General features: G+C 60.7%; 32 protein-coding genes. 16 read left to right on the top strand and 16 right to left on the bottom strand.

The genetic code is table 11. From position 1 onward, the window contains the following. Positions 1-72: 72 nt before the first annotated feature. The 6 genes from HGI47_RS03345 to HGI47_RS03320 form a co-directional block, all read right to left on the bottom strand. Entirely contained in the window at positions 73-765 is a 693-nt protein-coding gene (locus HGI47_RS03345) for an aspartate/glutamate racemase family protein (RefSeq protein WP_168851392.1), read from the bottom strand. Between the two features lie 76 nt (positions 766-841). Beyond that, positions 842-1162, bottom strand: a complete 321-nt coding sequence (locus HGI47_RS03340; RefSeq protein ID WP_206065983.1) for a hypothetical protein — start codon at positions 1160-1162, stop codon at positions 842-844. Next, a complete protein-coding gene (locus HGI47_RS03335) occupies positions 1162-2574 on the bottom strand; it encodes an NAD(P)(+) transhydrogenase (Re/Si-specific) subunit beta (protein ID WP_168851391.1) in 1413 nt (470 codons plus the stop codon). The genes HGI47_RS03340 and HGI47_RS03335 overlap by 1 nt, the downstream gene beginning before the upstream one ends. After that, positions 2574-2858, bottom strand: coding sequence for an NAD(P) transhydrogenase subunit alpha (locus HGI47_RS03330; protein ID WP_011445494.1), 285 nt, complete (start codon positions 2856-2858; stop codon positions 2574-2576). Before HGI47_RS03330 ends, HGI47_RS03335 begins: the two co-directional genes overlap by 1 nt. Positions 2859-2869: 11 nt before the next feature. Beyond that, entirely contained in the window at positions 2870-3985 is a 1116-nt protein-coding gene (locus HGI47_RS03325) for an NAD(P) transhydrogenase subunit alpha (RefSeq protein ID WP_168851784.1), read from the bottom strand. A gap of 19 nt (positions 3986-4004) precedes the next feature. Next, positions 4005-4127, bottom strand: coding sequence for an aa3-type cytochrome c oxidase subunit IV (locus HGI47_RS03320; RefSeq protein ID WP_168851390.1), 123 nt, complete (start codon positions 4125-4127; stop codon positions 4005-4007). A gap of 168 nt (positions 4128-4295) precedes the next feature. Between HGI47_RS03320 and HGI47_RS03315 the strand changes: the two genes are divergently transcribed. Both HGI47_RS03315 and HGI47_RS03310 read left to right on the top strand, forming a co-directional pair. Beyond that, positions 4296-5714 carry a sigma-54 dependent transcriptional regulator gene (locus HGI47_RS03315; protein WP_168851389.1) on the top strand — a complete coding sequence of 473 codons (1419 nt, stop codon included), beginning with the start codon at positions 4296-4298 and terminating at the stop codon, positions 5712-5714. Positions 5715-5733: 19 nt separating this feature from the next. Then, positions 5734-6501 carry an SDR family NAD(P)-dependent oxidoreductase gene (locus tag HGI47_RS03310; RefSeq protein ID WP_168851388.1) on the top strand — a complete coding sequence of 256 codons (768 nt, stop codon included), beginning with the start codon at positions 5734-5736 and terminating at the stop codon, positions 6499-6501. Here the strand turns inward: HGI47_RS03310 and folP are convergent. The 3 genes from folP to HGI47_RS03295 form a co-directional block, all read right to left on the bottom strand. After that, entirely contained in the window at positions 6498-7604 is a 1107-nt protein-coding gene (gene folP, locus HGI47_RS03305) for a dihydropteroate synthase (RefSeq protein WP_168851387.1), read from the bottom strand. The genes HGI47_RS03310 and folP overlap by 4 nt on opposite strands. A gap of 105 nt (positions 7605-7709) precedes the next feature. Next, entirely contained in the window at positions 7710-8882 is a 1173-nt protein-coding gene (locus HGI47_RS03300; RefSeq protein WP_168851386.1) for a site-specific DNA-methyltransferase, read from the bottom strand. A 194-nt stretch (positions 8883-9076) separates the two neighbouring features. Then, positions 9077-9667, bottom strand: a complete 591-nt coding sequence (locus HGI47_RS03295) for a ribonuclease HII (RefSeq protein WP_168851783.1) — start codon at positions 9665-9667, stop codon at positions 9077-9079. Between the two features lie 49 nt (positions 9668-9716). Between HGI47_RS03295 and HGI47_RS03290 the strand changes: the two genes are divergently transcribed. Both HGI47_RS03290 and HGI47_RS03285 read left to right on the top strand, forming a co-directional pair. Continuing rightward, positions 9717-10850, top strand: coding sequence for a PQQ-dependent sugar dehydrogenase (locus HGI47_RS03290; protein ID WP_168851385.1), 1134 nt, complete (start codon positions 9717-9719; stop codon positions 10848-10850). A gap of 154 nt (positions 10851-11004) precedes the next feature. Continuing rightward, the gene (locus HGI47_RS03285; protein ID WP_206065982.1) at positions 11005-11481 is read left to right on the top strand and encodes a hypothetical protein; all 477 of its coding nucleotides are present in this window, start codon (positions 11005-11007) and stop codon (positions 11479-11481) included. A gap of 59 nt (positions 11482-11540) precedes the next feature. Here the strand turns inward: HGI47_RS03285 and HGI47_RS03280 are convergent, their stop codons facing one another. Then, positions 11541-13844 carry a S8 family peptidase gene (locus HGI47_RS03280; protein ID WP_168851383.1) on the bottom strand — a complete coding sequence of 768 codons (2304 nt, stop codon included), beginning with the start codon at positions 13842-13844 and terminating at the stop codon, positions 11541-11543. 94 nt (positions 13845-13938) lie between these two features. Between HGI47_RS03280 and HGI47_RS03275 the strand changes: the two genes are divergently transcribed. The 7 genes from HGI47_RS03275 to HGI47_RS03245 all read left to right on the top strand — a co-directional run bounded on the left by HGI47_RS03275 (position 13939) and on the right by HGI47_RS03245 (position 17793). Continuing rightward, the gene (locus tag HGI47_RS03275; RefSeq protein ID WP_168851382.1) at positions 13939-14628 is read left to right on the top strand and encodes a pyrimidine 5'-nucleotidase; all 690 of its coding nucleotides are present in this window, start codon (positions 13939-13941) and stop codon (positions 14626-14628) included. Positions 14629-14674: 46 nt separating this feature from the next. Then, positions 14675-15508 (top strand): 2,3,4,5-tetrahydropyridine-2,6-dicarboxylate N-succinyltransferase, encoded by an 834-nt coding sequence (gene dapD, locus HGI47_RS03270; protein WP_168851381.1) that lies wholly within the window; start codon positions 14675-14677, stop codon positions 15506-15508. A 113-nt stretch (positions 15509-15621) separates the two neighbouring features. Beyond that, positions 15622-15780 (top strand): hypothetical protein, encoded by a 159-nt coding sequence (locus HGI47_RS03265; RefSeq protein ID WP_168851380.1) that lies wholly within the window; start codon positions 15622-15624, stop codon positions 15778-15780. Positions 15781-15807: 27 nt separating this feature from the next. Further along, complete coding sequence (locus HGI47_RS03260; protein WP_168851379.1) at positions 15808-16161, top strand: hypothetical protein; 354 nt, start codon at positions 15808-15810, stop codon at positions 16159-16161. Positions 16162-16196: 35 nt separating this feature from the next. Next, on the top strand, positions 16197-16634 hold the full coding sequence (locus HGI47_RS03255) for a cupin domain-containing protein (protein ID WP_206066001.1): 438 nt from the start codon (positions 16197-16199) through the stop codon (positions 16632-16634). After that, positions 16631-17035: a DoxX family protein gene (locus HGI47_RS03250; RefSeq protein WP_168851378.1), complete on the top strand. Its 405-nt coding sequence runs from the start codon at positions 16631-16633 to the stop codon at positions 17033-17035. The genes HGI47_RS03255 and HGI47_RS03250 overlap by 4 nt, the downstream gene beginning before the upstream one ends. A 23-nt stretch (positions 17036-17058) precedes the next feature. Next, positions 17059-17793 (top strand): sulfite exporter TauE/SafE family protein, encoded by a 735-nt coding sequence (locus HGI47_RS03245; protein WP_168851781.1) that lies wholly within the window; start codon positions 17059-17061, stop codon positions 17791-17793. On the opposite strand, the gene HGI47_RS03240 is transcribed toward HGI47_RS03245, so the two are convergent. Continuing rightward, a complete protein-coding gene (locus HGI47_RS03240; protein ID WP_168851377.1) occupies positions 17786-18388 on the bottom strand; it encodes a GNAT family N-acetyltransferase in 603 nt (200 codons plus the stop codon). The genes HGI47_RS03245 and HGI47_RS03240 overlap by 8 nt on opposite strands. 72 nt (positions 18389-18460) lie before the next feature. Here HGI47_RS03240 and HGI47_RS03235 point away from each other — a divergent pair, with 72 nt between their 5' ends. Both HGI47_RS03235 and HGI47_RS03230 read left to right on the top strand, forming a co-directional pair. Continuing rightward, positions 18461-18766, top strand: coding sequence for an alkylphosphonate utilization protein (locus HGI47_RS03235; RefSeq protein ID WP_168851376.1), 306 nt, complete (start codon positions 18461-18463; stop codon positions 18764-18766). A 246-nt stretch (positions 18767-19012) separates the two neighbouring features. Next, positions 19013-19300, top strand: coding sequence for a hypothetical protein (locus HGI47_RS03230; RefSeq protein ID WP_168851375.1), 288 nt, complete (start codon positions 19013-19015; stop codon positions 19298-19300). 149 nt (positions 19301-19449) lie between these two features. On the opposite strand, the gene HGI47_RS03225 is transcribed toward HGI47_RS03230, so the two are convergent. The 3 genes from HGI47_RS03225 to HGI47_RS03215 form a co-directional block, all read right to left on the bottom strand. Then, positions 19450-19674 (bottom strand): hypothetical protein, encoded by a 225-nt coding sequence (locus HGI47_RS03225; RefSeq protein ID WP_168851374.1) that lies wholly within the window; start codon positions 19672-19674, stop codon positions 19450-19452. A gap of 221 nt (positions 19675-19895) precedes the next feature. Continuing rightward, the gene (locus HGI47_RS03220) at positions 19896-20291 is read right to left on the bottom strand and encodes a nuclear transport factor 2 family protein (protein ID WP_168851373.1); all 396 of its coding nucleotides are present in this window, start codon (positions 20289-20291) and stop codon (positions 19896-19898) included. Between the two features lie 62 nt (positions 20292-20353). Next, on the bottom strand, positions 20354-20560 hold the full coding sequence (locus tag HGI47_RS03215; protein ID WP_084277208.1) for a cold-shock protein: 207 nt from the start codon (positions 20558-20560) through the stop codon (positions 20354-20356). A gap of 247 nt (positions 20561-20807) precedes the next feature. Here HGI47_RS03215 and HGI47_RS03210 point away from each other — a divergent pair, with 247 nt between their 5' ends. Both HGI47_RS03210 and HGI47_RS22865 read left to right on the top strand, forming a co-directional pair. Continuing rightward, positions 20808-21278, top strand: coding sequence for a YaiI/YqxD family protein (locus tag HGI47_RS03210; protein WP_168851372.1), 471 nt, complete (start codon positions 20808-20810; stop codon positions 21276-21278). A 63-nt stretch (positions 21279-21341) separates the two neighbouring features. Beyond that, a complete protein-coding gene (locus HGI47_RS22865; protein ID WP_255460615.1) occupies positions 21342-21476 on the top strand; it encodes a hypothetical protein in 135 nt (44 codons plus the stop codon). A 50-nt stretch (positions 21477-21526) separates the two neighbouring features. Here the strand turns inward: HGI47_RS22865 and HGI47_RS03205 are convergent, their stop codons facing one another. Continuing rightward, the gene (locus tag HGI47_RS03205; RefSeq protein ID WP_168851371.1) at positions 21527-22000 is read right to left on the bottom strand and encodes a hypothetical protein; all 474 of its coding nucleotides are present in this window, start codon (positions 21998-22000) and stop codon (positions 21527-21529) included. Positions 22001-22149: 149 nt separating this feature from the next. On the opposite strand from HGI47_RS03205, the gene HGI47_RS03200 reads away from it, so the two are divergent. Then, positions 22150-22776, top strand: coding sequence for a DUF2726 domain-containing protein (locus HGI47_RS03200; RefSeq protein ID WP_168851370.1), 627 nt, complete (start codon positions 22150-22152; stop codon positions 22774-22776). A gap of 5 nt (positions 22777-22781) precedes the next feature. On the opposite strand, the gene HGI47_RS22175 is transcribed toward HGI47_RS03200, so the two are convergent. Then, the gene (locus HGI47_RS22175) at positions 22782-23033 is read right to left on the bottom strand and encodes a transposase (protein ID WP_240949994.1); all 252 of its coding nucleotides are present in this window, start codon (positions 23031-23033) and stop codon (positions 22782-22784) included. Between the last annotated feature and the right edge of the window lie 48 nt (positions 23034-23081).

Below are 23081 nucleotides of genomic sequence, written 5' to 3'. Positions count from 1 at the left end.
GGTCATCTCCTGATGAGAGATGGACCCTGAAACAAGTTCAGGGTGACGCTGTGAGTTGGGCAAAATCGTGCCTTAACTGCCGAGAATCCAATCAACAGCCGCCTGCGCGTGGATGCGGGTGCCATCGTAGATCGGCATCAGGTTTGCATCGACATCGATCACCATGTCGAGTTCGGTACAGGCCAGCACCGCCGCTTGTGCGCCGCGCTGTTCCATGTTGGTGAGCATCGTCTTGAACGTGCGTTCGGCAGACCGGGTTGCCTTGCCCTGCATCAGTTCATCGTAGATGATCGCATCCGTCGCATCGACTTCTTCGACGACCGGCGGCAGCAGACTTATGCCCTGTGCGATCAGGCGCTTGCGGTAGAAGCTTTCCATCACGACGTAGCGCGTGCCCAGCAGAGCGGCGTTTTCAATCCCGTCTGCCTTCATCTTTGCAGCGACCGCATCGGCAATGTGGATAACCGGGATCGACACAGCCTGCGCCACATCGTCATAGACCTTGTGCATCGAATTCGCGCCGATCAGCAGCGCGGTGGCTCCAGCCTGTTCGAGGCGACGGGCGCTTTCCGAAAGAATCGTGGCCGCACTGGCCCACTGTTCGGGCGTGGCAAGGCGAGCAAGGCCTTCGAAATCAAGGCTTTCGATCAGGAGCGGCGCGCTGGAAAGCGTTGAGGTGCGGGCCTGCACCAGTTGGTTGATGTCTTCGTAATAGGTGCGAGTGGAAAACCAGCTCATGCCGCCGATAAGGCCGATCTTGCGCAAAGCGATAACTCCTGCGGGCTGAAAACATCCCTGTTGCTATCGGCCTTACGAAAGGTGGCGTGCGAGGTCCAGTGCGCTACTTCTTCTCTGGGGCAAAGCCTGTGGCGCAGAGCGCTGCGGCGCTGGTGGTGACACCGAGCAGTTCGGCATCGCCAAGACGGCGGACGGTGGCGAGATAATCGGCAAGGCTGCGCTTGGGCGCTTGCAAGGATTGCAGACGTGAAAGCTGGCCGAGCGTCAAACGGTCGGTCATACGCTCCGCCATGCACGAAGCGTTTGAATCGGAAAGGCCCGCATCGACCAGAGCCGAGCGGACCTTTCCATAGGCCAGTTTCGATGGCGCGCAGGCCCCTGCCGCAACGGCGAGAGCCAGCACGGCAGGGGCCAAACGCTTCATCAGTGTTGCAACGCCTTGACGATATCTTCGACCATCTTCTTGGCATCGGCCAGCAGCATCATGGTCTGATCCATGTAGAACACGTCGTTATCGACGCCGGCATAGCCCACACCGCCCATGCTACGCTTGACGAAGAAGATCGTCTTGGCCTTGTCCACATCGAACACGGGCATCCCGTAGATCGGCGAGGACTTGTCGGTCTTGGCCACCGGGTTCACCACGTCGTTCGCGCCGATGATGAAGGCCACGTCGGCCTGCGCGAACTCGGAGTTGATGTCCTCCAGCTCGAACACTTCATCGTACGGCACGTTGGCTTCGGCCAGCAGCACGTTCATGTGCCCGGGCATGCGGCCCGCCACCGGGTGGATGGCGTACTTAACGTTGACGCCTTCCTTCTTGAGCACGTCGCCCATCTCGCGCAGCGCGTGCTGCGCCTGGGACACGGCCATGCCGTAGCCCGGAATGATGATGACGTTCTCGGCTTCCTTCATCATGTAGGCCGCGTCCTCGGCCGAGCCGCGCTTCCACGGACGCTGTTCCTTGGCCGCGCCGCCAGCGGCAGAGGCCTCGGCGCCGAAGCCGCCTGCGATGACGGCAAGGAACCCGCGATTCATCGCCTTGCACATGATGTAGGACAGGATCGCGCCCGACGAGCCGACCAGCGCGCCGGTCACGATCATCGCGGTGTTGTGCAGCGTGAAGCCCATCGCCGCCGCTGCCCAGCCCGAATACGAGTTGAGCATCGAGACGACCACCGGCATGTCCGCGCCGCCGATCGGGATGATCAGCAGGAAGCCGATGATGAACGACAGCACCGTGATCGTGGCGATCACCCAGGCCGACTGGTCCTGCGTGAACCAGGCGACAAGGCCGATGATCGCGATCAGCGTGCCGAGGTTGAGCACGTGGCGCCCCGGCAGCAGGATCGGCGATCCGCTCATCTTGCCGGCCAGCTTGAGGAACGCGATGACCGAACCCGAGAACGTGATCGCACCAATGGCGATGCCAAGGCCGAGTTCAATGCGGCTGACCGGGTTGATCTGGCCGTCCGGCAGCATGATCCCGAAGGCATCGGGATTGAGATAGGCGGCAAGGCCTACCAGCACGGCGGCAAGGCCGACCAGCGAGTGGAACGCGGCGACCAGCTGCGGCATGTCGGTCATCGCGATCTTGCGCGCGATGATGAAGCCGATACCGCCGCCAATGGCCAGCGCCACCAGGATTTCGGGCAGGCTGGCGATTTCATGCGTGAGCAGCGTGGTGGCGACCGCGATGGTCATGCCGATCATGCCATAGCGGTTGCCCGCACGGCTCGTCGCCGGGCTGGACAGCCCGCGCAGCGCAAGGATGAAGAGAACGCCGGAGACCAGATAGGCCAGCGCGACCCAGGGAGAGACAGCGACGTGTTCCATCACTTCTTCTCCTTCTTCTTGTACATCGCGAGCATGCGCGCGGTCACCGCGAACCCGCCGAAGATGTTGACCGAAGCCAGCACCACCGCGCCCAGCCCCAGCCACTTGGCCGAAGGGCTACCGGCTGCGGCAGACGCGACGAGCGCACCGACCACGATGACCGACGAAATCGCATTGGTCACCGCCATCAGCGGTGTGTGCAGGGCCGGCGTAACCGACCAGACGACGTAGTACCCGACAAAGCAAGCGAGCACGAAAATGCTCAGGATCGATATGAAGTCCATGGCTTTCCCCCTCAGCCGAGCAGTCGTTCGTTCACGACCTTGCCGCCTTGCGTCAGGCGGATGGCGTTGCCGATTTCCTCGTCCAGAACAGGCTTGCCCTGCTCCTTGTCCCAGAAGGCCGAGAGGAAGTTGTAGAGATTGCGGCTGAACAGGGCCGAAGCATCCGCCGGCAGGTGCGCAGGCGTGTTCGAATAGCCGACGATCTTGACGCCGTGCTTCTCGACCACCTGATCGGCCACTGAACCTTCGACGTTGCCGCCCTGCGCCACGGCAAGGTCGAAGATCACCGAGCCGGGCTTCATCGTGGCGATCTGCGCGTCAGAGATCAGGCGCGGTGCAGCGCGGCCCGGAATAAGCGCGGTGGTGATCACGATGTCCTGCTTGGCGATATGGCTGGAAACCAATTCGGCCTGCGCCTTCTGATATTCCTCGGACATTTCGGTGGCATAGCCACCCGCGCCCTCACCCTCGATCCCGGCGACATTTTCGACGAAGATCGGCTTGGCGCCGAGCGACTGGATCTGTTCCTTGGTGGCGGAGCGCACGTCGGTTGCAGAAACCTGCGCGCCAAGACGGCGGGCCGTGGCGATGGCCTGCAGGCCGGCAACGCCGACGCCCATGACGAAAGCCTTGGCGGCCGAAACTGTGCCTGCCGCCGTCATCATCATCGGGAAGGCGCGGCCATAGAGGTTCGCAGCGACCAGCACCGCCTTGTAGCCTGCAAGGTTCGACTGCGATGAAAGGATATCCATGCTTTGGGCGCGGGTAATGCGCGGCATGAATTCCATCGCCAGTGCTTCGAAGCCCGCAGCGGCATAGGCATCCACCCGTGCGCGCTTGCCAAATGGATCAAGCCCGGCAGCGATCCATGCGCCGGAATTGGCACCGGAAAGCTGATCGACTTCCGGCCCCTGCACGCCCAGCACGATATCCGCGCCCTGTACGGCATCGTCCGTTACGTCGGCTCCTGCAGCACGATAGTCCTCGTCCGAGATCGAGGCGGTAATGCCCGCCCCGCTCTCGACCGAGACCGTCGCCCCAAGGGCAATGAATTTTTTCACGGTTTCCGGCGTTGCCGAAACCCGGCTCTCCCCTGTCGCGCGTTCCCGAAGGACGGCGATCTTTATTGCCCCCGCCACGGCGTTCTTACTGGATCACCAGAATAACGATAGCGACCAGCACGCAAATAGCGGGCGTGGACCACTTCACCAGATTGACGAAGCCTTCGTAAGTGGCCTTGGCGGCCTTGATATCGTTTGCAGGAGCCATGTTCTTCCCCAAAAATCACGCGCCGGTCTGGCGCAGCGGCAATGCTCTAGCGGTGGCTTGGCTGGCACTCAAGTGTGCAGCGTCCTCTCGCGCTTAATCGGGTCTTTACCCAATCCGGTTAGTGCTGCGCTCCTGACGCAAATGCGGGGGTAACCAAAAGTACAGGTCATGCAGGAGTCCGAACAGCGCCTTCTCATGCTGATCGACGACGAACCCGCGCAATGCAGGCTGATTTCGGCACTGGCATCGCGCGAGGGTTGGCGCACGATCATCGCCCGCGATTCGGAAAGCGCAATCGCAACGCTTGGCACGCGGCAAGGAATGCAGCTTGGCGCAATCATTCTGGACCAATGGGTGCCGGGTGACGATGCCTGCGCGCTGATCGCCGAACTGAAAGCCCGCCGCCCCGCCCTGCCGATCCTGATGCTGACGACGAGCAGCTCGCCGCTGCTGGCGGTGGAAGCAATGCGTGCCGGCGCGACCGACTATCTGATCAAGCCCGTTGCGCCCGAACGGCTGTTGCAGGCCCTGCGCAGCGCCACATCGCGCGAAACGGACGCCAGCGAGCTTCAACCGCTGACCGAAAAACTCGGCGCGCCGCTCGATTTCGAATCGATGATCGGTGCGGCCCCTGCCTTTCGCGCAGCGCTGGCCGTGGCGGCAAAAACCGCACGCACCCATTCGAATGTGATGATCGAGGGCGAAAGTGGCACGGGCAAGGAAATGCTGGTGCGCGCGATGCACGCCGCAAGCCCCCGCGCCAAGACAGCACTGCGCACGATCAATGCCGGTGGCGTTCCGGCCAACCAGATCGAATCGGCGCTGTTCGGGCATGAAAAAGGCGCGTTTCCGGGCGCTTTCGAACGGCACGTAGGCCTGTTGCAACACGCCGATGGCGGCACGCTGGTGGTCGACGAAATCGACAGGCTGCCGGACAACGTGCAAGAACGGCTCGTCCGCTTTCTTGAACGCGGCGACGTGCAGCCCATCGGCGCGCGCCATTCCTTCCGCGTGGATGTGCGGGTGATTGCCTGTGCCAACGCCGGGATTCGCGATCTGGTGGAAACCGGTGATTTCCGCGCCGATCTTCACGCCTTGCTGACGCAGACGCAGGTGATTCTGCCCGCGCTGCGCGAACGGCCCGCCGATGTTCCAGCGCTTGCACGCCATTTCCTTTCGCGCATCGGCGAGCAACCCGGCCTGCGCCCACTCGGGATAACCGATGGCGCGCTGGCGTTGCTGGGGGCCTATGACTGGCCGGGCAACGTTCGGCAATTGCAGGCCACGCTCTTCCGCGCAGCCGTGTTTTGCGATGGCGAAGCGCTAACGCCGCAGGATTTCCCGAACCTTTCCAACCTGATCGGAGAAGGCAATCGCCGGGCGCCAAGCGTAACCGATGGCGCGGGGATCACCCTGTTCGCGCCCGATGGCAATCTGCGGCCACTGGAAGAGATCGAAGCCGACGTGATCCGCTTGGCCATCGGCCACTATCGCGGCCGCATGACGGAAGTCGCGCGGAGGCTAGGGATCGGACGATCAACCCTTTATCGCAAGCTTTCCGAACTGGGAATCGACAACGCCGCCTGATTGGCGCTAGCCTTGGCTCATGGCTGGGGAATCCGAATTCGCAGGGCGCGTGGCGCTCGTTACCGGGGCAGCATCGGGCATCGGCGCTGCGGCGGCCCGCTGGCTTGACCGCCAAGGCATCGGTGAACTGATCCTGATCGATATGGACAGGCCGGGGCTGGACGCGCTGGGCCTTGGCTGCAAGGTTCAGCCGATTGGCGGCGATGTGGCCGATCCATCGCTGTGGAAACTGTTCGAGCGCGAACTTCCCCGACTGGATTATGCCGTCCTGAACGCGGGCATCGCCAGCAACGGCGATATCGTCGATCTCGATATTGCAACATGGCGCAAGACGATGGCCGTCAACCTTGACGGCATGTTTCTTTCGCTACGGTCAGCGCTGCGGGCAATGAAGAAGCAAGGCAGCGGATCGATAGTGATGACGGCCTCGGTTTCCGGCGTTAAGGCCGCAGCAGGAACGGCAGCCTATTCCGCATCGAAAGCAGCGACGATCCAGCTTGCCAAAGTGGCCGCGACGGAAGCGGCGAAGTACGGCGTGCGAGTCAACGCCATTGCGCCGGGCGGGGTCGATACCGGGATCTGGGACAAGGCGGAATGGTTTGCCGGACTTGTCGAACAGCATGGCAGCCGGGCCGAGGCTCTGGCCGCGATGGCAAAGGACGCAACACCGCTGGGCCGCTTTGCCAGTGCAGATGAAGTGGCGGCACAAATCGGCTTTCTGCTGTCAGACGCAGCAGCAACGATAACCGGAACCTGTCTTGTCAGTGATGGCGGCGTTTCGCTTTAGACGAGTTGGCTGAAATCGGTCAGCGCCGCATCGCGCAAACCGCGCCAGACGTGGAAAGCCTGCACGGTTTCGGCCACGTCATGAACGCGCACCATCTGGCATCCGGCATCCATCGCCTTTAACGCCAGCATGACCGAACCGGCCATTCGCTGATACGCGGGCACTTCATTCGAAAGCGCTCCGATCATGCGTTTGCGGCTGGCGCCGAACAGTATCGGCTGGCCGAGCGCATGAAACATCGGCAGCGCGTTGATCAAAGCGAGGTTCTGCGCCAGCGATTTGCCGAAGCCGATACCGGGATCGAGCAGAATTTTCTCGCGCGCGATGCCTGCGGCCAGAGCGGCATCGCGTCGTTCGCGCAAGGCATCAAACACATCGAGCACGACATCGGCATATTCGCCATCGGCATGGAGATCGCCGTCAGTGCCCGGTGCGTGCATGAGAACCACCGGCACGCCTGCTTTGGCTACGATTTCAACGGTGCGCTGATCATGGCGCATGGCCGACACATCGTTGACGATGTGCGCGCCAGCGGCCAGCGCGGCTTCGATCACCGAAGAGCGGCGGCTGTCGATGGAAATGGCCGCGCCCGCTGCCGCCAGTTTCTCGATCACCGGGACGACGCGTTTGACCTCATCCCCTTCCCACACGGCTGCCGCACCGGGCCGCGTGGATTCACCGCCAATGTCGATCAGCCCAGCGCCTGCCGAAAGCATGGCGTGGGCATGGTCAAGCGCCGCATCGGGCTTGTCGAGGAACTGGCCACCATCAGAAAAACTGTCGGGCGTTACGTTGAGAATGCCCATGATCTGCGGCTGATCGAGCCGCAACATGCGCTGGCCGCACACCAGCGGGGCATGGCTCTTGCGCAGATTTTCCCACTGTACCGCTGCTTCTGCGCCAAGATCATCAGGCAGTGCGGCGATGGCCGATGGCATTTCCGCAGTGCCAAGGCGCTGGCGTGTCGTGATCTTTCCGCCATCGCGCACGATCAGGGCAAAGCGGCTGGCATAAACCAATCCGCCACCAAGCCGCACCGCCGCGCCTTCTTCGGACTGCGGGCTTTCGGCAAGAGCGATGGGGCGAATGTAGACTGATGGCATGTGCTGCGTTCCCGCGAAGGCGGGAACCTCGTGCAGCCGGGCGCGAGGATTCCGCCAAATGGCCTGAGGCCCGCCTACGCGGGGGCGCACAGGCAGTTCAAGCTCTCAATCTTCAACCGCCAGCAGATAAAGCTGACGCAGCGCATCGATTGGCTTGACCTCGCCTTCGTGTTCGACGTGCCAGAACGTCCAGCCATTGCACGACGGCGCACCTTGCAGCTTGGCACCAAGCCCGTGGATCGAGCCGATTTCGGCGTCCGACTGGAGCGAGCCATCGGCGCGGACCACTGCGTTGAAGCGCCCCTTCTTGGCCGTAAGGCGCGTGCCGGGGGCAAGATAGCCGCTTTCAACCAGCGCGCCGAACGCGACCTTGGGTGCAGAACGTTTGGACTGCATGGTGACCAGCGAGGATTCGTCGAGCGGCAGGGCGAGTTCAATGCGCTCCCGCGCGACTTCGATGTAATCGTCTTCGCGTTCGCACCCGATCCAGTCACGGCCAAGGCGTTTTGCCACGGCCCCCGTGGTGCCGGTGCCGAAGAACGGATCGAGCACTACGTCGCCCTTGTTGGTGGTGGCCAACATCACGCGATAGAGCAGCGCTTCGGGCTTTTGCGTGGGGTGCGCCTTGGTGCCGTTGCGGCGCAGGCGTTCCGGGCCGGAGCAGATCGGCAGCACCCAGTCAGAGCGCATCTGCAATTCATCGTTGAGTGTCTTCATCGCGCGATAGTTGAAGGTGTACTTCGACTTCTCGCTCTTCGATGCCCAGATCAGCGTTTCGTGCGCGTTGGTGAAGCGCGTGCCCTTGAAGTTGGGCATGGGATTGGCCTTGCGCCAGATGATGTCGTTGAGAATCCAGAAGCCCAGATCCTGCAGGATCGCGCCGACACGGAAGATATTGTGATAGCTGCCGATCACCCAGATCGAGCCATCGGGTTTGAGCAGGCGGCGCGCTTCGGCCAACCATTCGCGCGTGAAAGTGTCATAGGACGCAAAGCTGGAGAACTTGTCCCAATCGTTGGTCACGGCATCGACGTGGCTGCCATCGGGCCGGGCCAGATCGCCGCCAAGTTGAAGATTATACGGCGGATCGGCAAAGATCATGTCTATCGACGCATCGGGCAGCTTGCGCATTTCCGAAATGCAGTCTCCGCGCAGGATCTGGTTGCGCGGCAGCGCAACGTCAGCCTTGAGCACTTTTGCCGGAGCGGCACGAAGCGCTTTTGCCTGAACGTTTTTTGGACGCGCCTTAAGCGCACGTTCCTTCACTGCGACTGCCATATCTAGACCCTGAACCCTGTGGACAAGGCCACCGTTTGAGTCATCGCAAGTCCCGCGTCAAGCCGCGACTCGCCAGATTCAGGCGAGTCGCGCAACACGTAAGGCAAGAACGGAACGAGGCCAGATCGATATATGGAGTCTGTGCAGTTCCGACAGACTCAAGATGTAGTGGCTTGCACCTTTCGGAAATTTTTTCAGAGCAGTGTCAACTGCGCGACCGGAGCGAAACTGCGGCGATGCAGCGGGGTCGGGCCATGCGTGCGCAGCGCAGTCAGGTGTTCGGGTGTGCCGTAACCGGCATTACGTTCCCAGCCATAATGCGGATGGGCCAGTGCTGCCTCGCGCATGATCTTGTCGCGGTGTTCCTTGGCGATGATCGATGCAGCGGAAATGCACGGCTCGATGGCGTCACCGCCAACGATGGCGCGGGCTGGCCAGCACCATTCGGCGCGGCGACCGTGCGGGGTCAAGTTGCCGTCGATCAGTACCTCGCCCACGCCTTCGTCCGCCGCCAGTTGTTCGCACAAGGCTTGAACCGCCAGCGTCATCGCCAGCATCGTGGCACCGAAGATGTTGAGGCGGTCAATCTCTTCCGGTTCGACCACGCCCACCGCCCAGCGGCACCTGCGTTTGATCACCGCTTCGAGTTCCGCCCGGCGTTTGCCCGAAAGCTTCTTGGAATCATCCAGCCCCGATGGGCGCGGCTTGCACAGCACCACGGCGGCTGCCACGACCGGCCCTGCCAGCGGCCCTCTGCCCGCCTCGTCCACGCCGATTGTCAGCATGGACGAAAAGGTGGTGGCACCAGAAGCAGTTGAGGGCATTGTAGCAGGCATGACGAATCCGATCCTGCGCTCGCTATCGCCTCTCGCCCTGCTCCTCGCAAGCTGCGGCTCATCGATTTCCGCACAAGGCAGCGATCCTGCCACGGCGGGCATTGCCGTCACCGATGTTGCCACGTTCGATGAACCGTGGGCGATGGCATTTCTCCCCGGCACCAACATGGCGCTGATTACCGAGAAGAGGGGCAAACTGAAGCTGTGGCGAGAAGGCGCGGCAGAGGCGATGGACGTGAGCGGCACGCCAAAGGTTGCCTACGGCGGCCAGGGCGGCTTTGGCGATGTGATCGCTGCCCCCGATTTCGCGACGACCGGCACAGTTTACCTCAGTTGGGCCGAAGAGGGCGAAGGCGATACGCGCGGCGCGGTGGTAGGCCGGGCAAAGCTGGTGATCGATGGCCAGCCACGCCTCGAAGGCTTGAGCGTCATCTGGCGGCAATTCCCCAAAGTGACGGGCAAAGGTCACTATTCCCACCGCATGACATTCTCGCCCGATGGCAAATATCTCTATGTGACGTCGGGCGACCGGCAAAAGTTCACGCCCGCGCAAGACCTGAACGCCAACCTTGGCAAAGTGCTACGACTAATGCCCGATGGCACGGCCGCGCCCGGCAATCCGATGGCCGACAAGGTTGGCGTCACCGCACAGATATGGTCGTTCGGCCACCGTAATCTGCTCGGCATCGCGTTCTCGCCCGATGGGAGGCTGTGGGATATCGAACATGGCCCGGCGGGGGGCGATGAAATCAATCTGGTGGAGCCGGGCAAGAACTATGGCTGGCCGCTGGTGTCCGATGGCGATCACTACGATGGCAAACCAATCCCGCGCAACAGGACGCGCCCCGATCTGGCCCAGCCCGCTATAAGCTGGAACCCTGTGATCGCGCCGGGGGACATGATCTTCTACAGCGGCAAAGCCTTTCCGCAGTGGCAGGGGCAGGCCTTGATTGCGGGCTTAGGTTCAGGCGGCATCGTCCGCGTGAAGATCGACGGCGAGAAGGCTATCGAACTCGAACGCATAGACCTCGGCAACCGCATCCGCGAAATCGAGCAGGCGCCGGATGGGACGCTCTATGTGCTGGAGGATGGCGAGGGGGCGAAGCTGCGGCATGTGGTGCCGAACGGCTAAGTGTCTCTGACAAACTCAGACTTTGCCCGACTTAGGAATCCAAAAGATTGCAAATTGGATTAATCAAGCAACTCGCCGAGCTGACATGCCGCTATCCCGTTGCTAATATCCGGATCTGTTGAGCAAGTATGTGGCATTTTGTTCGATGCTTGAGGTGAGTGAATTGAAAAAACTACTGATTCTAACAATGCTCCTGCTGACGTCTGCCTGCGATAAGAACGAAGGCAAACCTTTGAGATTTTCTGCTAGGGTTGCATACGAAAATGAAAGCTTACGCGATTTCGTCCAAATAGAATTGACGAACGATGGTGAAGATTACATTTGCTTGGAAAATACCGAAATAAATGGACGAGGAGGAAATGTTATCGTTGATAACTTCATTGTTCCCCACGTGGGATATCCATCGTACGTCCTAGAAAAGGATGGGGTATATCTTGGCGACGGGATCACCATTGTGGGTCCGAAAACAAAAAAGGGAGAGTTAATTGAATTAGAAAGATTAACTGACAACACAAAAAATATTAAATATATATCCATGAAGTTAAGGTACTTCAATTGTGAAGATATTTTTCGAAGGAAATACATCCCCAAAGTGCATACGCTGTCCAGTGAATGGAGAAAGAGTATTTGAGGTAAATTAACAGCTTTATTTTTTGTGAATTTATAGCTTATCAAACACGATAAAAAGCCTCAAAACCCCCGCGACCACCGCAGCGCAAACCCACCATTATCCGCCGCGCCGGCAAAATGCCCCGGCTCCTTACGGAAGAACACGCTGGCTGAAGCATCGCCGCCCCATAGCACTGTAGCCCACGCCAGTTCCGCATCGAGTTCCCGCCCCTTCGGTGCCAGCGACAGCGGCACGCGGGCGAAGGTCGCGCTCTCCGTCGCGTAGTCCCACGCTACCGGCAGGTTCAGATCCAGCCCGCCACGCTCCACCCGCAAGGGTTGCGAGAGGCGGAAGGCCAACCGGTCACCCCCTGTCAGCACGCCCTCGCGTGAAAGATCGACACTCCATGATGACGACACCAACCGCGAACCGCTGCTTACCACCGCCCCGCTGTCGATCCGCGTAAAGCCGAGGCCCCCGGTCGCCCCCAGCGCCCACCCCCTCCCGAAGCGCCAGCCAAAGCCGGGCGAAAGCGTCGCCGTCGTCGCCCCGCCGCCGCCCAGCGCATCGGCAAAGCGCGTGCCCAGCACCGTCCGCTCTTCGCGCATCAGGCCAAGGCCCAAGCGCCAATCAAACGTCCCATCTTGCCCGCCGTCCAGCGCCATACCGAATTGCGTCATTCGGTAACCCCGCCGTTCGCGCAAAGGATCGGATCGCACCAGCACGCTGCGCTCCACCGACGCCGTCAATCCCAGACGCCCCAAACGATAGCGTGCAGCTACACCCGTCTCAGGTCGGGCCAAAACACCGCTAGACATCCCCGCGACAAGGAAATCCGACGCCCGTCGCTGTTGCAGCCGCGCAGTCAGGCTCTCGGCACTCACCTTCCAGCCCAGCGCCATGTCGAGCGACCGGTCAATTCGCGTCACCACCGAAGACGCCAATACCCGCGCCTGTTGGCGCTCGCCCGGCGCAAGGCGCAACGGAACCGTGCCGAACCGATGGTCGACGGTGAAAGCCAGCGAGAAATCGGCAGCATCAAGCGCAACCGGTCGGCCTCTACTTGCCAGCGCCTCAAACAAAGGTTGCCGAACCGACGATGCACGCAAGCCAGACGCCAAATCCATGCGATAGGCCCTGCCATACCCATCCAGCATAACCGTGCCGAGCGATGTTCCGCTTATCGCATCGCCCATTGCCGCGCTGGTCGTGCCGGAAAGCGCGGCCAGCGAAACGGCAACTTGCGTGCCTGCAAGACTGGTGCTGCCCTGCGGCGAAAAAGCGCGCGCAATGTCGAGAAGGCCACGCCCGTAAACGGCATCTGTGCCAGTCGATCCAGCATCGCGTGCGCTGCTCAGCAACAGATCGACGATCTGCGCTCCAGTGAGATTGGGGAACGCCTCTGCGAGCAGGGCAACAGCGCCCGACACTTGCGGCGCGGCAAAGCTGGTGCCGCTGACCACGGTCACGAAAGTTCCGTCCGCACCGGTGGTCGTCTTGGGCACGCTGCCTTCGTAGACGCAGCAAACGCGCTCGCCCAAGGCCATTAGCGTCGATGCTGCGGATGTGCCCGGCCTGTTGCTGAAATCGGAGATGACTCCGGCATCGTCTACCGACCCGACGATGATCACGTTCGCGCCGCCTGCCTGCAAGACCGATGCGGCGAAGGGATCAGGGTTGGTGGGGTCCACGCCAGCGCTTGTGCTGTCGCCATCGTTTCCGGCCGAAACCACGATCACCGCGCCGCTGCTGGCCGCCCGCGCGATTGACGTGCGCAAAGCTGCGTTGGCCGGATCGCCGCCCAGCGAGAGATTAATGACTCGCGCCCCAGCGCTGACCGCAGCATCAATGCCTGCTGCGATATTGGCATCCGCAAAGGTGCAGCCATCAGAGGCGTTGCACGTGCCCGGCGTATCGGCACGCAGCATCTGAACAGTGGCGTTCCACGCCATCCCGACAATGCCTGAATCATTGCGCGCCGCCGCTGCCACCAAGGCGACCTGCGTGCCGTGATCATCTTCGGCATTGCTCAGTGATCGGAATCCCACGACATCGCGAGATGTGGCCGCAATGCGCCCTGCAAATTCGGTATTCGCCGTGTCGATGCCGGAATCGACGATGGCAATCGTGGCGCCCACACCGCTGGCCCCGGATTGCCATGCGGTGATCGCACCATGCAACGATGGCCCATCGGAACGCCGATATTCGGACGTATCGTAATTGGTTGCGGTGGGCGTCGGAGTTGGAGTTGGTGTCGGCGTGGAGGCAGGCGTGATCGGCACAACGGGCGCAGGCGTGCTGGCAACGCCCCCGCCGCCACATCCGGCAAGGCCTGCAAGCAAAGCCAGCGCTCCTGTGCGCCCAAGCATCTCCGCCGCTTTCATCTTTGCTCCCAAGCCCTTGTGGTCACTCGCGCTTCTTGCTGATAGGCCCCGGAACGTAAACGCCATATGTCACGGCTTTGGACGGGAATATGCAATGCCTTTCGATCCGACATGCGTCGATTGCTGGATCTTCGATCTGGACAACACGCTCTACCCGCCATCGACACGCCTGTTCGATCAGATCGACATGCGAATGGGCTTGTTCATCCAGAACCTTCTAGGATGCGACGAGATTGAGGCGCGTCGCGTGCAGAAGCTCTATTTCCACGATCACGGCACCACGCTGTCCGGCCTGATGCACTTTCACGCCACCGAACCATATGATTTTCTGGGCTTTGTCCACGATATCGATATGCGCCCGCTTGCGGTAGCACCGCGGCTCGCCGATCGCCTCGCCGCCCTGCCCGGTCGCAAGCTGCTGTTCACCAATGGCGACGATGCCTATGCCCGGCGCGTCCTTGCCGCGCTTGATCTGGAAAGCAGTTTCGAGGGCATATGGGACATTCACGCAATGCAATACCGACCAAAGCCGGAACGCTCAGCCTATACCGGCATGATCGACGCATTCGGCATCACGCCCGAAACGGCAGTCTTCGTTGAAGACATGGCCCGCAACCTTTCGCCCGCAAAGGCCTTGGGGATGCAGACGGTGTGGCTCGACCTCGCCACCGACTGGGGTGATCGCGCGAAGGACGATGCGGCCATCGACGTGATCGCAGACGACATTGGCAAATGGCTTGATCACACGCTGGCGAGCCTTGCCGATCCGGCCTCGCTGGGTTAGTGGCCGCGCAATTTTGTTCCAGACTGATCCCGGACGGAGAAATACCATGACCCAGCTCGAAACTGCCATCGAAGCCGCCTGGGAAGACCGCGCCAATGTGACGCCTGCCAGCGATGCCGTGCGCGAAGTCGTAGAAGCCGCGCTCGAACTGCTGGACAGCGGCAAGGCCCGCGTAGCCGAAAAGGTAAACGGCGAATGGCAGGTCAACCAGTGGCTGAAGAAGGCCGTCCTGCTCTCTTTCCGCCTGAACGACAATGCCATGATCGAACACGGTGCTGGCGGCGCTCCAGCGTTCGACAAGGTGCCTTCGAAGTTCGCTGGCTGGGGTGAGAACCGTTTCCGTGACGCCGGTTTCCGCGTGGTGCCAGGTGCCGTGGCGCGCAAGGGCGCCCACATCGCCAAGGGCGTGGTGCTGATGCCAAGCTTCGTCAACATCGGGGCCTTTGTCGATGAAGGCACGATGATCGATACCTGGGCCACGGTTGGATCGTGCGCGCAGATCGGCAAGAACGTCCACATTTCGGGCGGCGCAGGCATTGGCGGCGTGCTGGAACCGCTTCAGGCAGGCCCCGTGATCATCGAAGACGGCGCATTCATCGGTGCACGTTCGGAAGTGGCCGAAGGCGTTATCGTGGGCGAAGGTGCGGTGCTTTCGATGGGCGTCTACCTTGGCGCGTCGACCAAGATCGTTGATCGCGCCACGGGCGAAGTCCACATCGGCAAGGTTCCGCCCTATGCCGTGGTCGTGCCCGGCGCGATGCCCGGCAAGCCGCTGCCGGATGGCACCCCCGGCCCGTCGCTCTACTGTGCCGTTATCGTCAAGACCGTTGACGCGCAGACCCGCAGCAAGACCGGCATCAACGAACTTCTGCGCGACTGATTTTCGGGGCCATCTCCCCCGTTCCGGCACCGCCTGTATAGATGCCTGCCGGAACGGGGGGCCATTCCAAGCGTAGACTCGGGAAGTTCTGAAATTGCTGAAGGAGACGCTTCATGGAAAAGCAAGGCGACGAAACGCACGTGACCACGAATGAGGCACGCGGTGCAGACACTTACAACATCGCGCGCTGGGTTCTGGCGATTGGCCTGTTTCTGGCAATCGGTGCCCTCACAATCATCTGGGTTACGGGGGCACTCACAACCGCGCCCTGATGCCTCGGAAAGCAGGGGCATCAGGGCATGACGGTCGGTTGGAAACTCACGCGCGAATGCCGCGACGCCCTCATTGCTACCATGCCACCCAAGTATGCGCGCACGATCGCTGATCACGTCACGCTATCGATCAGCGGCACGGTTTCGCCTGAACGTGTTGCCGATGCAAAGATTGTCGGGCGCGCCGATGACGGGCTGGGCGTAGAAGCGATGATTGTGGCGATTGATGGTTCAACCGCGCGGCCCGATGGCAAGGTGTGGCACGTCACATGGTCGCTCGCAGACAATCGCACCGCGCGAGAAAGCAATGATGTTATCGCGCAACTTGGCTGGACCAAGGTGCCATACCACACCTTATGCCTTGAACCGGCGATCTGGTGATTGACAGGCTTTCCTGCCCCGGCAACACCACGATCATGCCCACCGCACAGGATCTCATCGACCAGCTTGGCCTTTTGCCGCATCCAGAGGGCGGTTTTTTTCGCGAAACGTGGCGCGCACCCGCGCAAGATGGCGAACGCTCAGCCAGCACGGCAATAGTCTTCCTGTTGCGCGCGCAAGATCGCTCACACTGGCACACTGTTGACGCGGACGAGATCTGGATATGGCAGGGCGGTGATCCGCTCTTGCTGGAAATCGCCGCGGATGATGCCGCATCACCGGTTTCGTGCACTCTTGGCCCCGACCATACCGCCCGCCATCAGCTTCAAGGCGTTGTTCCCACCGGCCAATGGCAAGCTGCTTCGGTATTGAACGAGCAGCATGGCTATGCGCTGGTGTCCTGTATCGTGGCGCCCGGCTTCGATTTTGCAGGATTCACCCTCGCACCGCCCGGATGGAGTCCCGGCGCATGATCCGCCAGATAGCGCGCGCAATTCTGGCGCTGTTTTATCTTGCCGCAGGCCTGATCCATCTGGCCAAACCCGCCCCGTTTCTAACCATCATGCCCGCATGGGTTCCCTTCCCTGAAAGCGTGGTGTTCTGGACCGGCATTGCCGAAATTCTTGGCGCTGTGGGGCTTTTACAGTCTCTTTCGATGCCACTGCGCCGTGCGGCGGCGATTGGGCTGGCGCTATATGCGGTCTGCGTCTTCCCGGCCAACATCAACCATTTCATCATAGACATGACGCGGCCTGACGGCGGCCTTGGCCTTGCCTATCATGTGCCGCGCATGTTCTTGCAGCCATTGCTGGTGTGGCTGGCGCTGTGGTGTGGCTGTGTGACAGATTGGCCGATGCGCCAGAAGGCGGGCTAGGCACAGTGCTGCTGTCCGATCCCATGACCCTACTGACCTGCGTGGCTGGCGTCGTTCTTGTCGGCATGGCCAAAGGCGGTTTTTCCGGCCTTGGCGCGTTGGGGACGCCGGTGGTGGCCCTTGCCCTGCCCCCATCCACAGCCGCGGCAATCCTTCTGCCGATCCTGATCGTGCAGGATGTGGTGAGCGTATGGTCCTTCCGCCACACGTGGGACAAATGGATCGTCGGCTGGATGTTGCCAGGTGCCATTGTCGGCATCGGCATCGGTTGGGCTATGGCAGCCAGCATCGATGAAAAGACGCTGATGGGCGTGCTTGGCGCGATCACGCTGGCGTTCGGTTTCTATCGCCTGTGGATTGAGCGTGGCGGGTGCGTTGCTGCCGCATCGACATCGCCGGGCTGGGTCGGCGCTCTGTTCGGCATGGCGACCGGCTTCACCAGCCAAGTCGCGCACGCGGGCGGCCCACCGTTCCAGATGTGGGTCACCCCGCGCAAATTGCCGCATCTGAGCTATGCCGGCACGAATTCCATCCTCTTTGCCGCGATCAACTGGCTCAAAGTGCCCAGCTATCTGGCGCTGGGAGCCTTCACGCACGATGTGATGGCTGCCGCCGCCCTGCTCGTGCCGCTGGCCATCGGCACGACGATCCTTTCGGTGCGCGTGGTCAAAGTGCTGAAACCTGAGCGGTTCTACACCATCATATACCTGCTGATGGTCATGCTGGGCGCGCGGCTGATCTACGCCGCTTTCATTTGACCGCAACTGGCCGCGTCATCGTCCAGAAACGCGGCCCGCTCTGCCCCACCCGCCAGTCCTCGATCAGTTCGAAGCCAAGCGCACGATAGAGGCCGACATTGCTCTCCGTCGCGGTTTCCAGCACTGATGGAAGCCCGGCCTGATCGGACTCAGCCAGCCCCGCACGGATCAGTGCCCCGCCCAAGCCCTGCCCTTGGCAATCCGGCCTGACCGCCGCCATGCGCAGATAGAACTGCTGCTCTCCTTTGGGCAAATGCCTGCCGATCGTGCGATCCAGCTTCTCGGCCCGCAAGACAGCCGTGCCCAGCAGGCCAACGAAGCGGACAAGCGCAGGAGGCGTAAGCGCTGCGTGATCATGCACCGCCCCCGGCGGACGCCACAGTGTGACCGCCTCGCAACCCGGCGTGCCCAACACCATGCCATGCCGCAGATGATCCTCGAACATCCACCGCATCAGTCCCGGCAACCGCTTTTCGCGCACGCGCTGGTCGGGAAACATCCACGCCATCGCCGGGTCATTGCTGAATGCCGCCGCCAGCGTGATGGTCGCGAGCGCTGCGTCGGTGCTTCCCAGCCTGATAACCGTCCGATCCATGCACGCCCTTCCCGTTTTGCTGGCTTTCCGGCGTCCGACGTGCCACCGCGCCGTCAGACAGAGGAGGAAATCATGAGTGACAACGAAGACTATGTCTATGACGAGGACAGCGGCGAATGGATGCCCGCGTCCGAACTGGCGGCAAAGCAGGCTGCGGCCAACACGGTCGAAGTACGGGATGCAGTGGGCAATCTTCTGGCCGATGGCGATCAGGTGACACTCATCAAGGATCTTGAGGTCAAAGGCGCTGGCCAGACGCTGAAGCAGGGCACGCTGATCAAATCGATCCGGCTTACCGGCGATTCACAAGAGATCGACTGCAAGTACCCCGGCATCAAGGGCTTGGTCTTACGAGCAGAATTTGTGCGCAAGCGCTGAAATATGCGGATCGGGCAGGCAGCCGAATGTCGCCACTGGCTGCCCCGCATACGTAAGTTCGCGCATTTGGTCTAGCGCTATATTTAATCAAGACACTGATTTTAAGTGATTTTCATATAAATTGCATATTGTGCAACTATTGTTCTGGGAAATACAATTGCGGCGCCGCACACAAAACGTATGCTGCAACGCAACAAGATAAGGGTGCTGAAGGTAATCTTTCCTTATCTTTCAGGAGACATTACCATGTTGAAGACTTCGATCGCTCTCGCCGCTGCCGTCCTCGTTGCCGCTCCTGCCCTTGCTGCAGAGCCGGAAGCTGGTTCGTTCACCTATCAGGGCGTGAAGTACGACTACACCGCCGAACAGCAGGGTGACGTCAAGGTTCTCAAGGGTTCGGCCTATGCCGGAAAGGTGCCCTTCGAACTGAAGGTTACCAAGCGCACTGTTACTGGTCGCTTCAACGGTCGTCCGGTCACCTTCGACGTGAAGGACGTAAAGCCCATCGCCAGCAAGGCTGCTGCCAACGATTGACTGCCGGGCAACACGGGAATGCCTCGCCGCTTGGCGAGCCTCGCCAAACCCGTCAGCCGCGCCAGCACATTGCTGAGCCGGTAACAAAAAAAGGCTGAGCCGGTAACAAAAAAAGGGCGCTACCGGATGCGGTTGCGCCCTTTTTTGATTCAACCTTTCGGTCCGCCCATCAACCTCACATCCAACCCAGAACCCGGCGTCTTGGCATCATGCGTTGCCATAACGTCTTCAAGGCGGGCTTTCACCGCTGCATCGCTGGCATTTCGGTCGATCATATAGCGCGCGATGACCATGCCATCGGCAACGCTTGTCACGCAGATATAGCGAATACCGGAGTTATTTGCGAGTTCGTCTAGGTCGACGCCATCGGCCAATGTCCAAGCCTTGCCCCCGTGCGATCTGATCGCGCGATGACAATGGCGACAGACCGAAAGTAGAACTCCGCCCTCGCCCCGCGTCTTCCTCGGACCAGGATGATGAACGCGCGTGTACCAGCATTGCGTCAGCGTTTGCGATGTCTGGGGCCGGATAAGCATGAGCCGATCCTCGCCCGTCATGGTCAATACCGATGAAACCGAGCCGTCCGGAGAATCACCTACCCCAAGGTGACGAAAATCTCGGCAACCAGCATCCACCCCGGCGAGAAATGCCGCCACTTTGCGGCATACGTGCCGGAAGCGATTACGCTACCTGATCCCTGAACCGCCCCCTGCCAATTGCCGTGCTCCATCACGATCGGCTCGACCGGAGACGCGATGACGCTCTGCGTCGTGCGCACATAGATCGTGCGCGGCAAAGCGGAAAACTCGCGCTTCCATGCAGCGAGTTGCGCCTTGCGCCCGGCGATCAACGCGCTATCGGTCCCGGTTACAAGCACGACATCAGGGGAAAGCAGTGGCGCAATCGCAGCAAGGTCCGCTTCTGCCAGTGCGCGATTGTACGCAGCACGGCGAAAGCGGACCTGCAATTCAGCTTCAGAGGCGGATACCATCACCGCGCAATGGCAGGATGGCGGCCCTTTGCAAAGGGCCGCTGCGCCTCAGGGCCCTGCAATCAGGCCGAAGCGAGATTGACCGCCGAAGCCTTGCCGTTACGGCCGGTTTCAACTTCGTAGCTAAGGCGCTGGTCCTTATCGAGCGACGCCATACCGGCGGCCTGCACGGCCGAGATATGGACAAAGCTGTCAGCGCCGCCATTGTCAGGCTGAATGAAGCCATAGCCTTTTTCGGTGTTGAAGAATTTTACGGTGCCTACGGGCATGAGAGTTCCTTTCAAGAACGATGGTTGCCGCCCGCAGAAATGCAGACGGGTCGTGCGTCAAAATCGTCAATTGAAAGGAAATCGTCGTCAAAAGCCGCGAGAGCGCCGAAACGCCAAGGCGGAAGTCAATGCCGAAGTCCGTCGCAAAATTCGACGTCAGCAACGGCCGGGTAGCAGGTCAGACGGGTTTTGGCGAACGTATTCGGCATCCAGTGGCGCGGAACGCGATCAGGCGCTATGGCGCGGCATGACCGACACCACCGCAGCCGCCAATCCCGTCATTCTTGTCGACGGCGATGCCTGCCCGGTGAAAGAGGAAATCTACAAGGTCGCCTTCCGTCGAAACGTGCCGGTGACCATAGTCAGCAATTCGCCATTTCGTGTGCCTGTGCATCCATTGGTTCGGCGGGTGGTGGTGAACGACGGATTCGACGCCGCCGATGACTGGATCGCAGAAGCAGCCAACGCGAAATCCGTTGTGATCACCGCTGACATTCTACTGGCCGACCGTTGCCTGAAAGCAGGTGCCAGCGTGCTCTCTTCGGCCGGCAGGCCATTCACCACAAGCTCCATCGGAGCACAGATCGCCACTCGCGCAATCATGGTCGATTTGCGCGCAGGTGGAGATATCGTTGGGGGGTCGGCGCCGTTCTCCAAGGCTGATCGTTCTCGTTTTCTTTCGGCACTGGATGAAGTGCTGACACGCCTGCTGCGTTAATGTTCGCTATTTGCGGCAAACGGCCTAGGCTGTGTCAGGGCATCAGCCCCAAGGAGAACGATAATGGCGAAGAGCCAAAAGAAGTCGAGCCGGGAGGTTCGCAAACCCAAGGCCGAAAAGCCCAAGAAGCTGAATGCTTCCAATCCTTCAGTAAAGCCCGGCGTAGTTGCGGGGCTGGATAATATCAGAAACACCTGACGGGTGGGTGGGCCGACTTTGGCCCACCCCGCCACCGCGTTTGAGGTTCCTTAGCGGCACCGAACCCCATTTCGATTGTTGCGATTGCCGCTGTCTATGGCAGCGCCCACGGCAGCGCCGCCGATGGCGCCGATGATCGCACCCAGCGGCTTGCTGTCACCCTGCGCTATGACAGCACCTGCTGCCGCACCACCCAAGCCCCCGATGATCAACCCGGTCGATCCATCGGAGCGGCGGCAATAGTAACGGCCATCGCGTCCACGATACACGCGGTCATCGTTCGAAAGCTGCCGCTCCCGATATCGTGCGTTGTTGCGATAATATCGGTCAGCATAGTAGCCGCCGTAGCGCGGGTCAGGGTTGTTGTAATCGTAACGTCCATAACGATCATAATAGCCGCGGTCGTAATAACCCCAGTCACCGGAACCATCGGCATAGCCCGGGCGATCATAATATCCGTTGCTGGTGCAGGCAGCCGTCATCGTAGCGGCAGCCAGCGCTGAAATCATCAGAACCTTGTTCATCGCACTTTCTCCAATGCGTTGGATGGCGGGCACGAAAATGGCACCCGATTGCCAGAGCAATGGACAGAGGACAGCAAAGGTTCCCCTTTTTGAAACGAAGGCGTCGCGACATAAGAATTCGTTGAGATATCTACTATACTCCACCCCACATGCCTCAAGAAATCGTCGATCTGATTGGAAAACCCCACCTTCTCGCAATCCTGTTGGCTATCGGTGCGGTAATAGGAATTGCGGTCGAGCGCTTTTCAGAGAATCTCAAGCGCGCAGAACGACGTGCATTCTGGCGCAGTCGGAACAGCACAGGACGGAAAGGTCGCCAGCAAAGCCCTGACACTGCCCCAAAAGCGAGGACACAGACAGAAACTGCTAGCGATCAACTACGCCGTGTCATGGAAGCAAACTTCAAAGCGCGTCCACTGCTCAACCAGTCCGAGAAGCGCCTGCTAGCCGTCGTCGACAGAGCCGTTGCCGACGCCAGACCTGATTGGCGTGCGATGGGCCAAGTGTCACTTGGCGAGATTCTTGCGAGCGAGGACAAGGAGGCGTTCTGGGCCATCAATGCAAAACGGGTTGATTTGCTTATTGTTGATCAGGAATTTCGTCCAATCCACGCCATAGAATTCCAAGGCAGCGGCCACCACCTCAGCACTGAAACCGCTGCGCGTGATGCCATCAAGAAAGAAGCGCTGCGGCGCGCAGGCATTGGTTACCTCGAAGTCACCAGCAACCAGACACCCGCGCAGATCCGCACGTTGCTTCAAGGACTGCTGCGTTAGCCAAGCTAGGCCGCGTGGACAAATTTGAGCCAGTATCTGGCGGTAGCGATATGAACCATGCCGAGGAAGCTATTGGCCAGTTGGTCGTATCGGGTGGCGATGGCGCGGTTGACCTTGAGGTGGCCAAACATGCGCTCGATCCGGTTGCGCTGCTTGTAGAGCACCCGGTTATGCTCGATCTTCACGCGGCTGTTTGATCGACCAGGATGACGGCTTCGATTTTCCGCTCGGAAAGGTCGGCGCGGTGGTGTCGGCATCGTAGCCTTTGTCGGCAAGTAGAGCGTCCGGCGTGCGCTCAGGTAGGC

Origin of the sequence: Novosphingobium sp. ERN07 (genome assembly GCF_012641335.1) — a bacterium.
Lineage (GTDB): Bacteria > Pseudomonadota > Alphaproteobacteria > Sphingomonadales > Sphingomonadaceae > Novosphingobium.
The sequence above is the reverse complement of the archived record's forward strand: the minus strand, read 5'-3'. Positions and strand labels throughout refer to the sequence as shown.

Excerpts from the sequence above, each read along its gene's own strand:
- HGI47_RS22175 (WP_240949994.1), bottom strand. The coding sequence starts at position 23,033 with ATGCCGACACCACCGCGCCGACCTTTCCGAGCGGAAAATCGAAGCCGT.
- HGI47_RS03240 (WP_168851377.1), bottom strand. The coding sequence starts at position 18,388 with ATGGATCGGACGGTTATCAGGCTGGGAAGCACCGACGCAGCGCTCGCG.
- HGI47_RS03315 (WP_168851389.1), top strand. The coding sequence starts at position 4,296 with ATGCAGGAGTCCGAACAGCGCCTTCTCATGCTGATCGACGACGAACCC.
- HGI47_RS03205 (WP_168851371.1), bottom strand. The coding sequence starts at position 22,000 with ATGAACAAGGTTCTGATGATTTCAGCGCTGGCTGCCGCTACGATGACG.
- HGI47_RS03295 (WP_168851783.1), bottom strand. The coding sequence starts at position 9,667 with ATGCTGACAATCGGCGTGGACGAGGCGGGCAGAGGGCCGCTGGCAGGG.
- HGI47_RS03275 (WP_168851382.1), top strand. The coding sequence starts at position 13,939 with ATGCCTTTCGATCCGACATGCGTCGATTGCTGGATCTTCGATCTGGAC.
- HGI47_RS03250 (WP_168851378.1), top strand. The coding sequence starts at position 16,631 with ATGATCCGCCAGATAGCGCGCGCAATTCTGGCGCTGTTTTATCTTGCC.
- HGI47_RS03215 (WP_084277208.1), bottom strand. The coding sequence starts at position 20,560 with ATGCCCGTAGGCACCGTAAAATTCTTCAACACCGAAAAAGGCTATGGC.
- HGI47_RS22865 (WP_255460615.1), top strand. The coding sequence starts at position 21,342 with ATGGCGAAGAGCCAAAAGAAGTCGAGCCGGGAGGTTCGCAAACCCAAG.
- HGI47_RS03265 (WP_168851380.1), top strand. The coding sequence starts at position 15,622 with ATGGAAAAGCAAGGCGACGAAACGCACGTGACCACGAATGAGGCACGC.
- folP (WP_168851387.1), bottom strand. The coding sequence starts at position 7,604 with ATGCCATCAGTCTACATTCGCCCCATCGCTCTTGCCGAAAGCCCGCAG.
- HGI47_RS03255 (WP_206066001.1), top strand. The coding sequence starts at position 16,197 with ATGCCCACCGCACAGGATCTCATCGACCAGCTTGGCCTTTTGCCGCAT.
- HGI47_RS03220 (WP_168851373.1), bottom strand. The coding sequence starts at position 20,291 with ATGGTATCCGCCTCTGAAGCTGAATTGCAGGTCCGCTTTCGCCGTGCT.
- HGI47_RS03210 (WP_168851372.1), top strand. The coding sequence starts at position 20,808 with ATGACCGACACCACCGCAGCCGCCAATCCCGTCATTCTTGTCGACGGC.
- HGI47_RS03310 (WP_168851388.1), top strand. The coding sequence starts at position 5,734 with ATGGCTGGGGAATCCGAATTCGCAGGGCGCGTGGCGCTCGTTACCGGG.
- HGI47_RS03320 (WP_168851390.1), bottom strand. The coding sequence starts at position 4,127 with ATGGCTCCTGCAAACGATATCAAGGCCGCCAAGGCCACTTACGAAGGC.
- HGI47_RS03245 (WP_168851781.1), top strand. The coding sequence starts at position 17,059 with ATGACCCTACTGACCTGCGTGGCTGGCGTCGTTCTTGTCGGCATGGCC.
- HGI47_RS03235 (WP_168851376.1), top strand. The coding sequence starts at position 18,461 with ATGAGTGACAACGAAGACTATGTCTATGACGAGGACAGCGGCGAATGG.
- HGI47_RS03230 (WP_168851375.1), top strand. The coding sequence starts at position 19,013 with ATGTTGAAGACTTCGATCGCTCTCGCCGCTGCCGTCCTCGTTGCCGCT.
- HGI47_RS03340 (WP_206065983.1), bottom strand. The coding sequence starts at position 1,162 with ATGAAGCGTTTGGCCCCTGCCGTGCTGGCTCTCGCCGTTGCGGCAGGG.
- HGI47_RS03290 (WP_168851385.1), top strand. The coding sequence starts at position 9,717 with ATGACGAATCCGATCCTGCGCTCGCTATCGCCTCTCGCCCTGCTCCTC.
- HGI47_RS03280 (WP_168851383.1), bottom strand. The coding sequence starts at position 13,844 with ATGAAAGCGGCGGAGATGCTTGGGCGCACAGGAGCGCTGGCTTTGCTT.
- HGI47_RS03260 (WP_168851379.1), top strand. The coding sequence starts at position 15,808 with ATGACGGTCGGTTGGAAACTCACGCGCGAATGCCGCGACGCCCTCATT.
- HGI47_RS03300 (WP_168851386.1), bottom strand. The coding sequence starts at position 8,882 with ATGGCAGTCGCAGTGAAGGAACGTGCGCTTAAGGCGCGTCCAAAAAAC.
- HGI47_RS03335 (WP_168851391.1), bottom strand. The coding sequence starts at position 2,574 with ATGGAACACGTCGCTGTCTCTCCCTGGGTCGCGCTGGCCTATCTGGTC.
- dapD (WP_168851381.1), top strand. The coding sequence starts at position 14,675 with ATGACCCAGCTCGAAACTGCCATCGAAGCCGCCTGGGAAGACCGCGCC.
- HGI47_RS03330 (WP_011445494.1), bottom strand. The coding sequence starts at position 2,858 with ATGGACTTCATATCGATCCTGAGCATTTTCGTGCTCGCTTGCTTTGTC.
- HGI47_RS03200 (WP_168851370.1), top strand. The coding sequence starts at position 22,150 with ATGCCTCAAGAAATCGTCGATCTGATTGGAAAACCCCACCTTCTCGCA.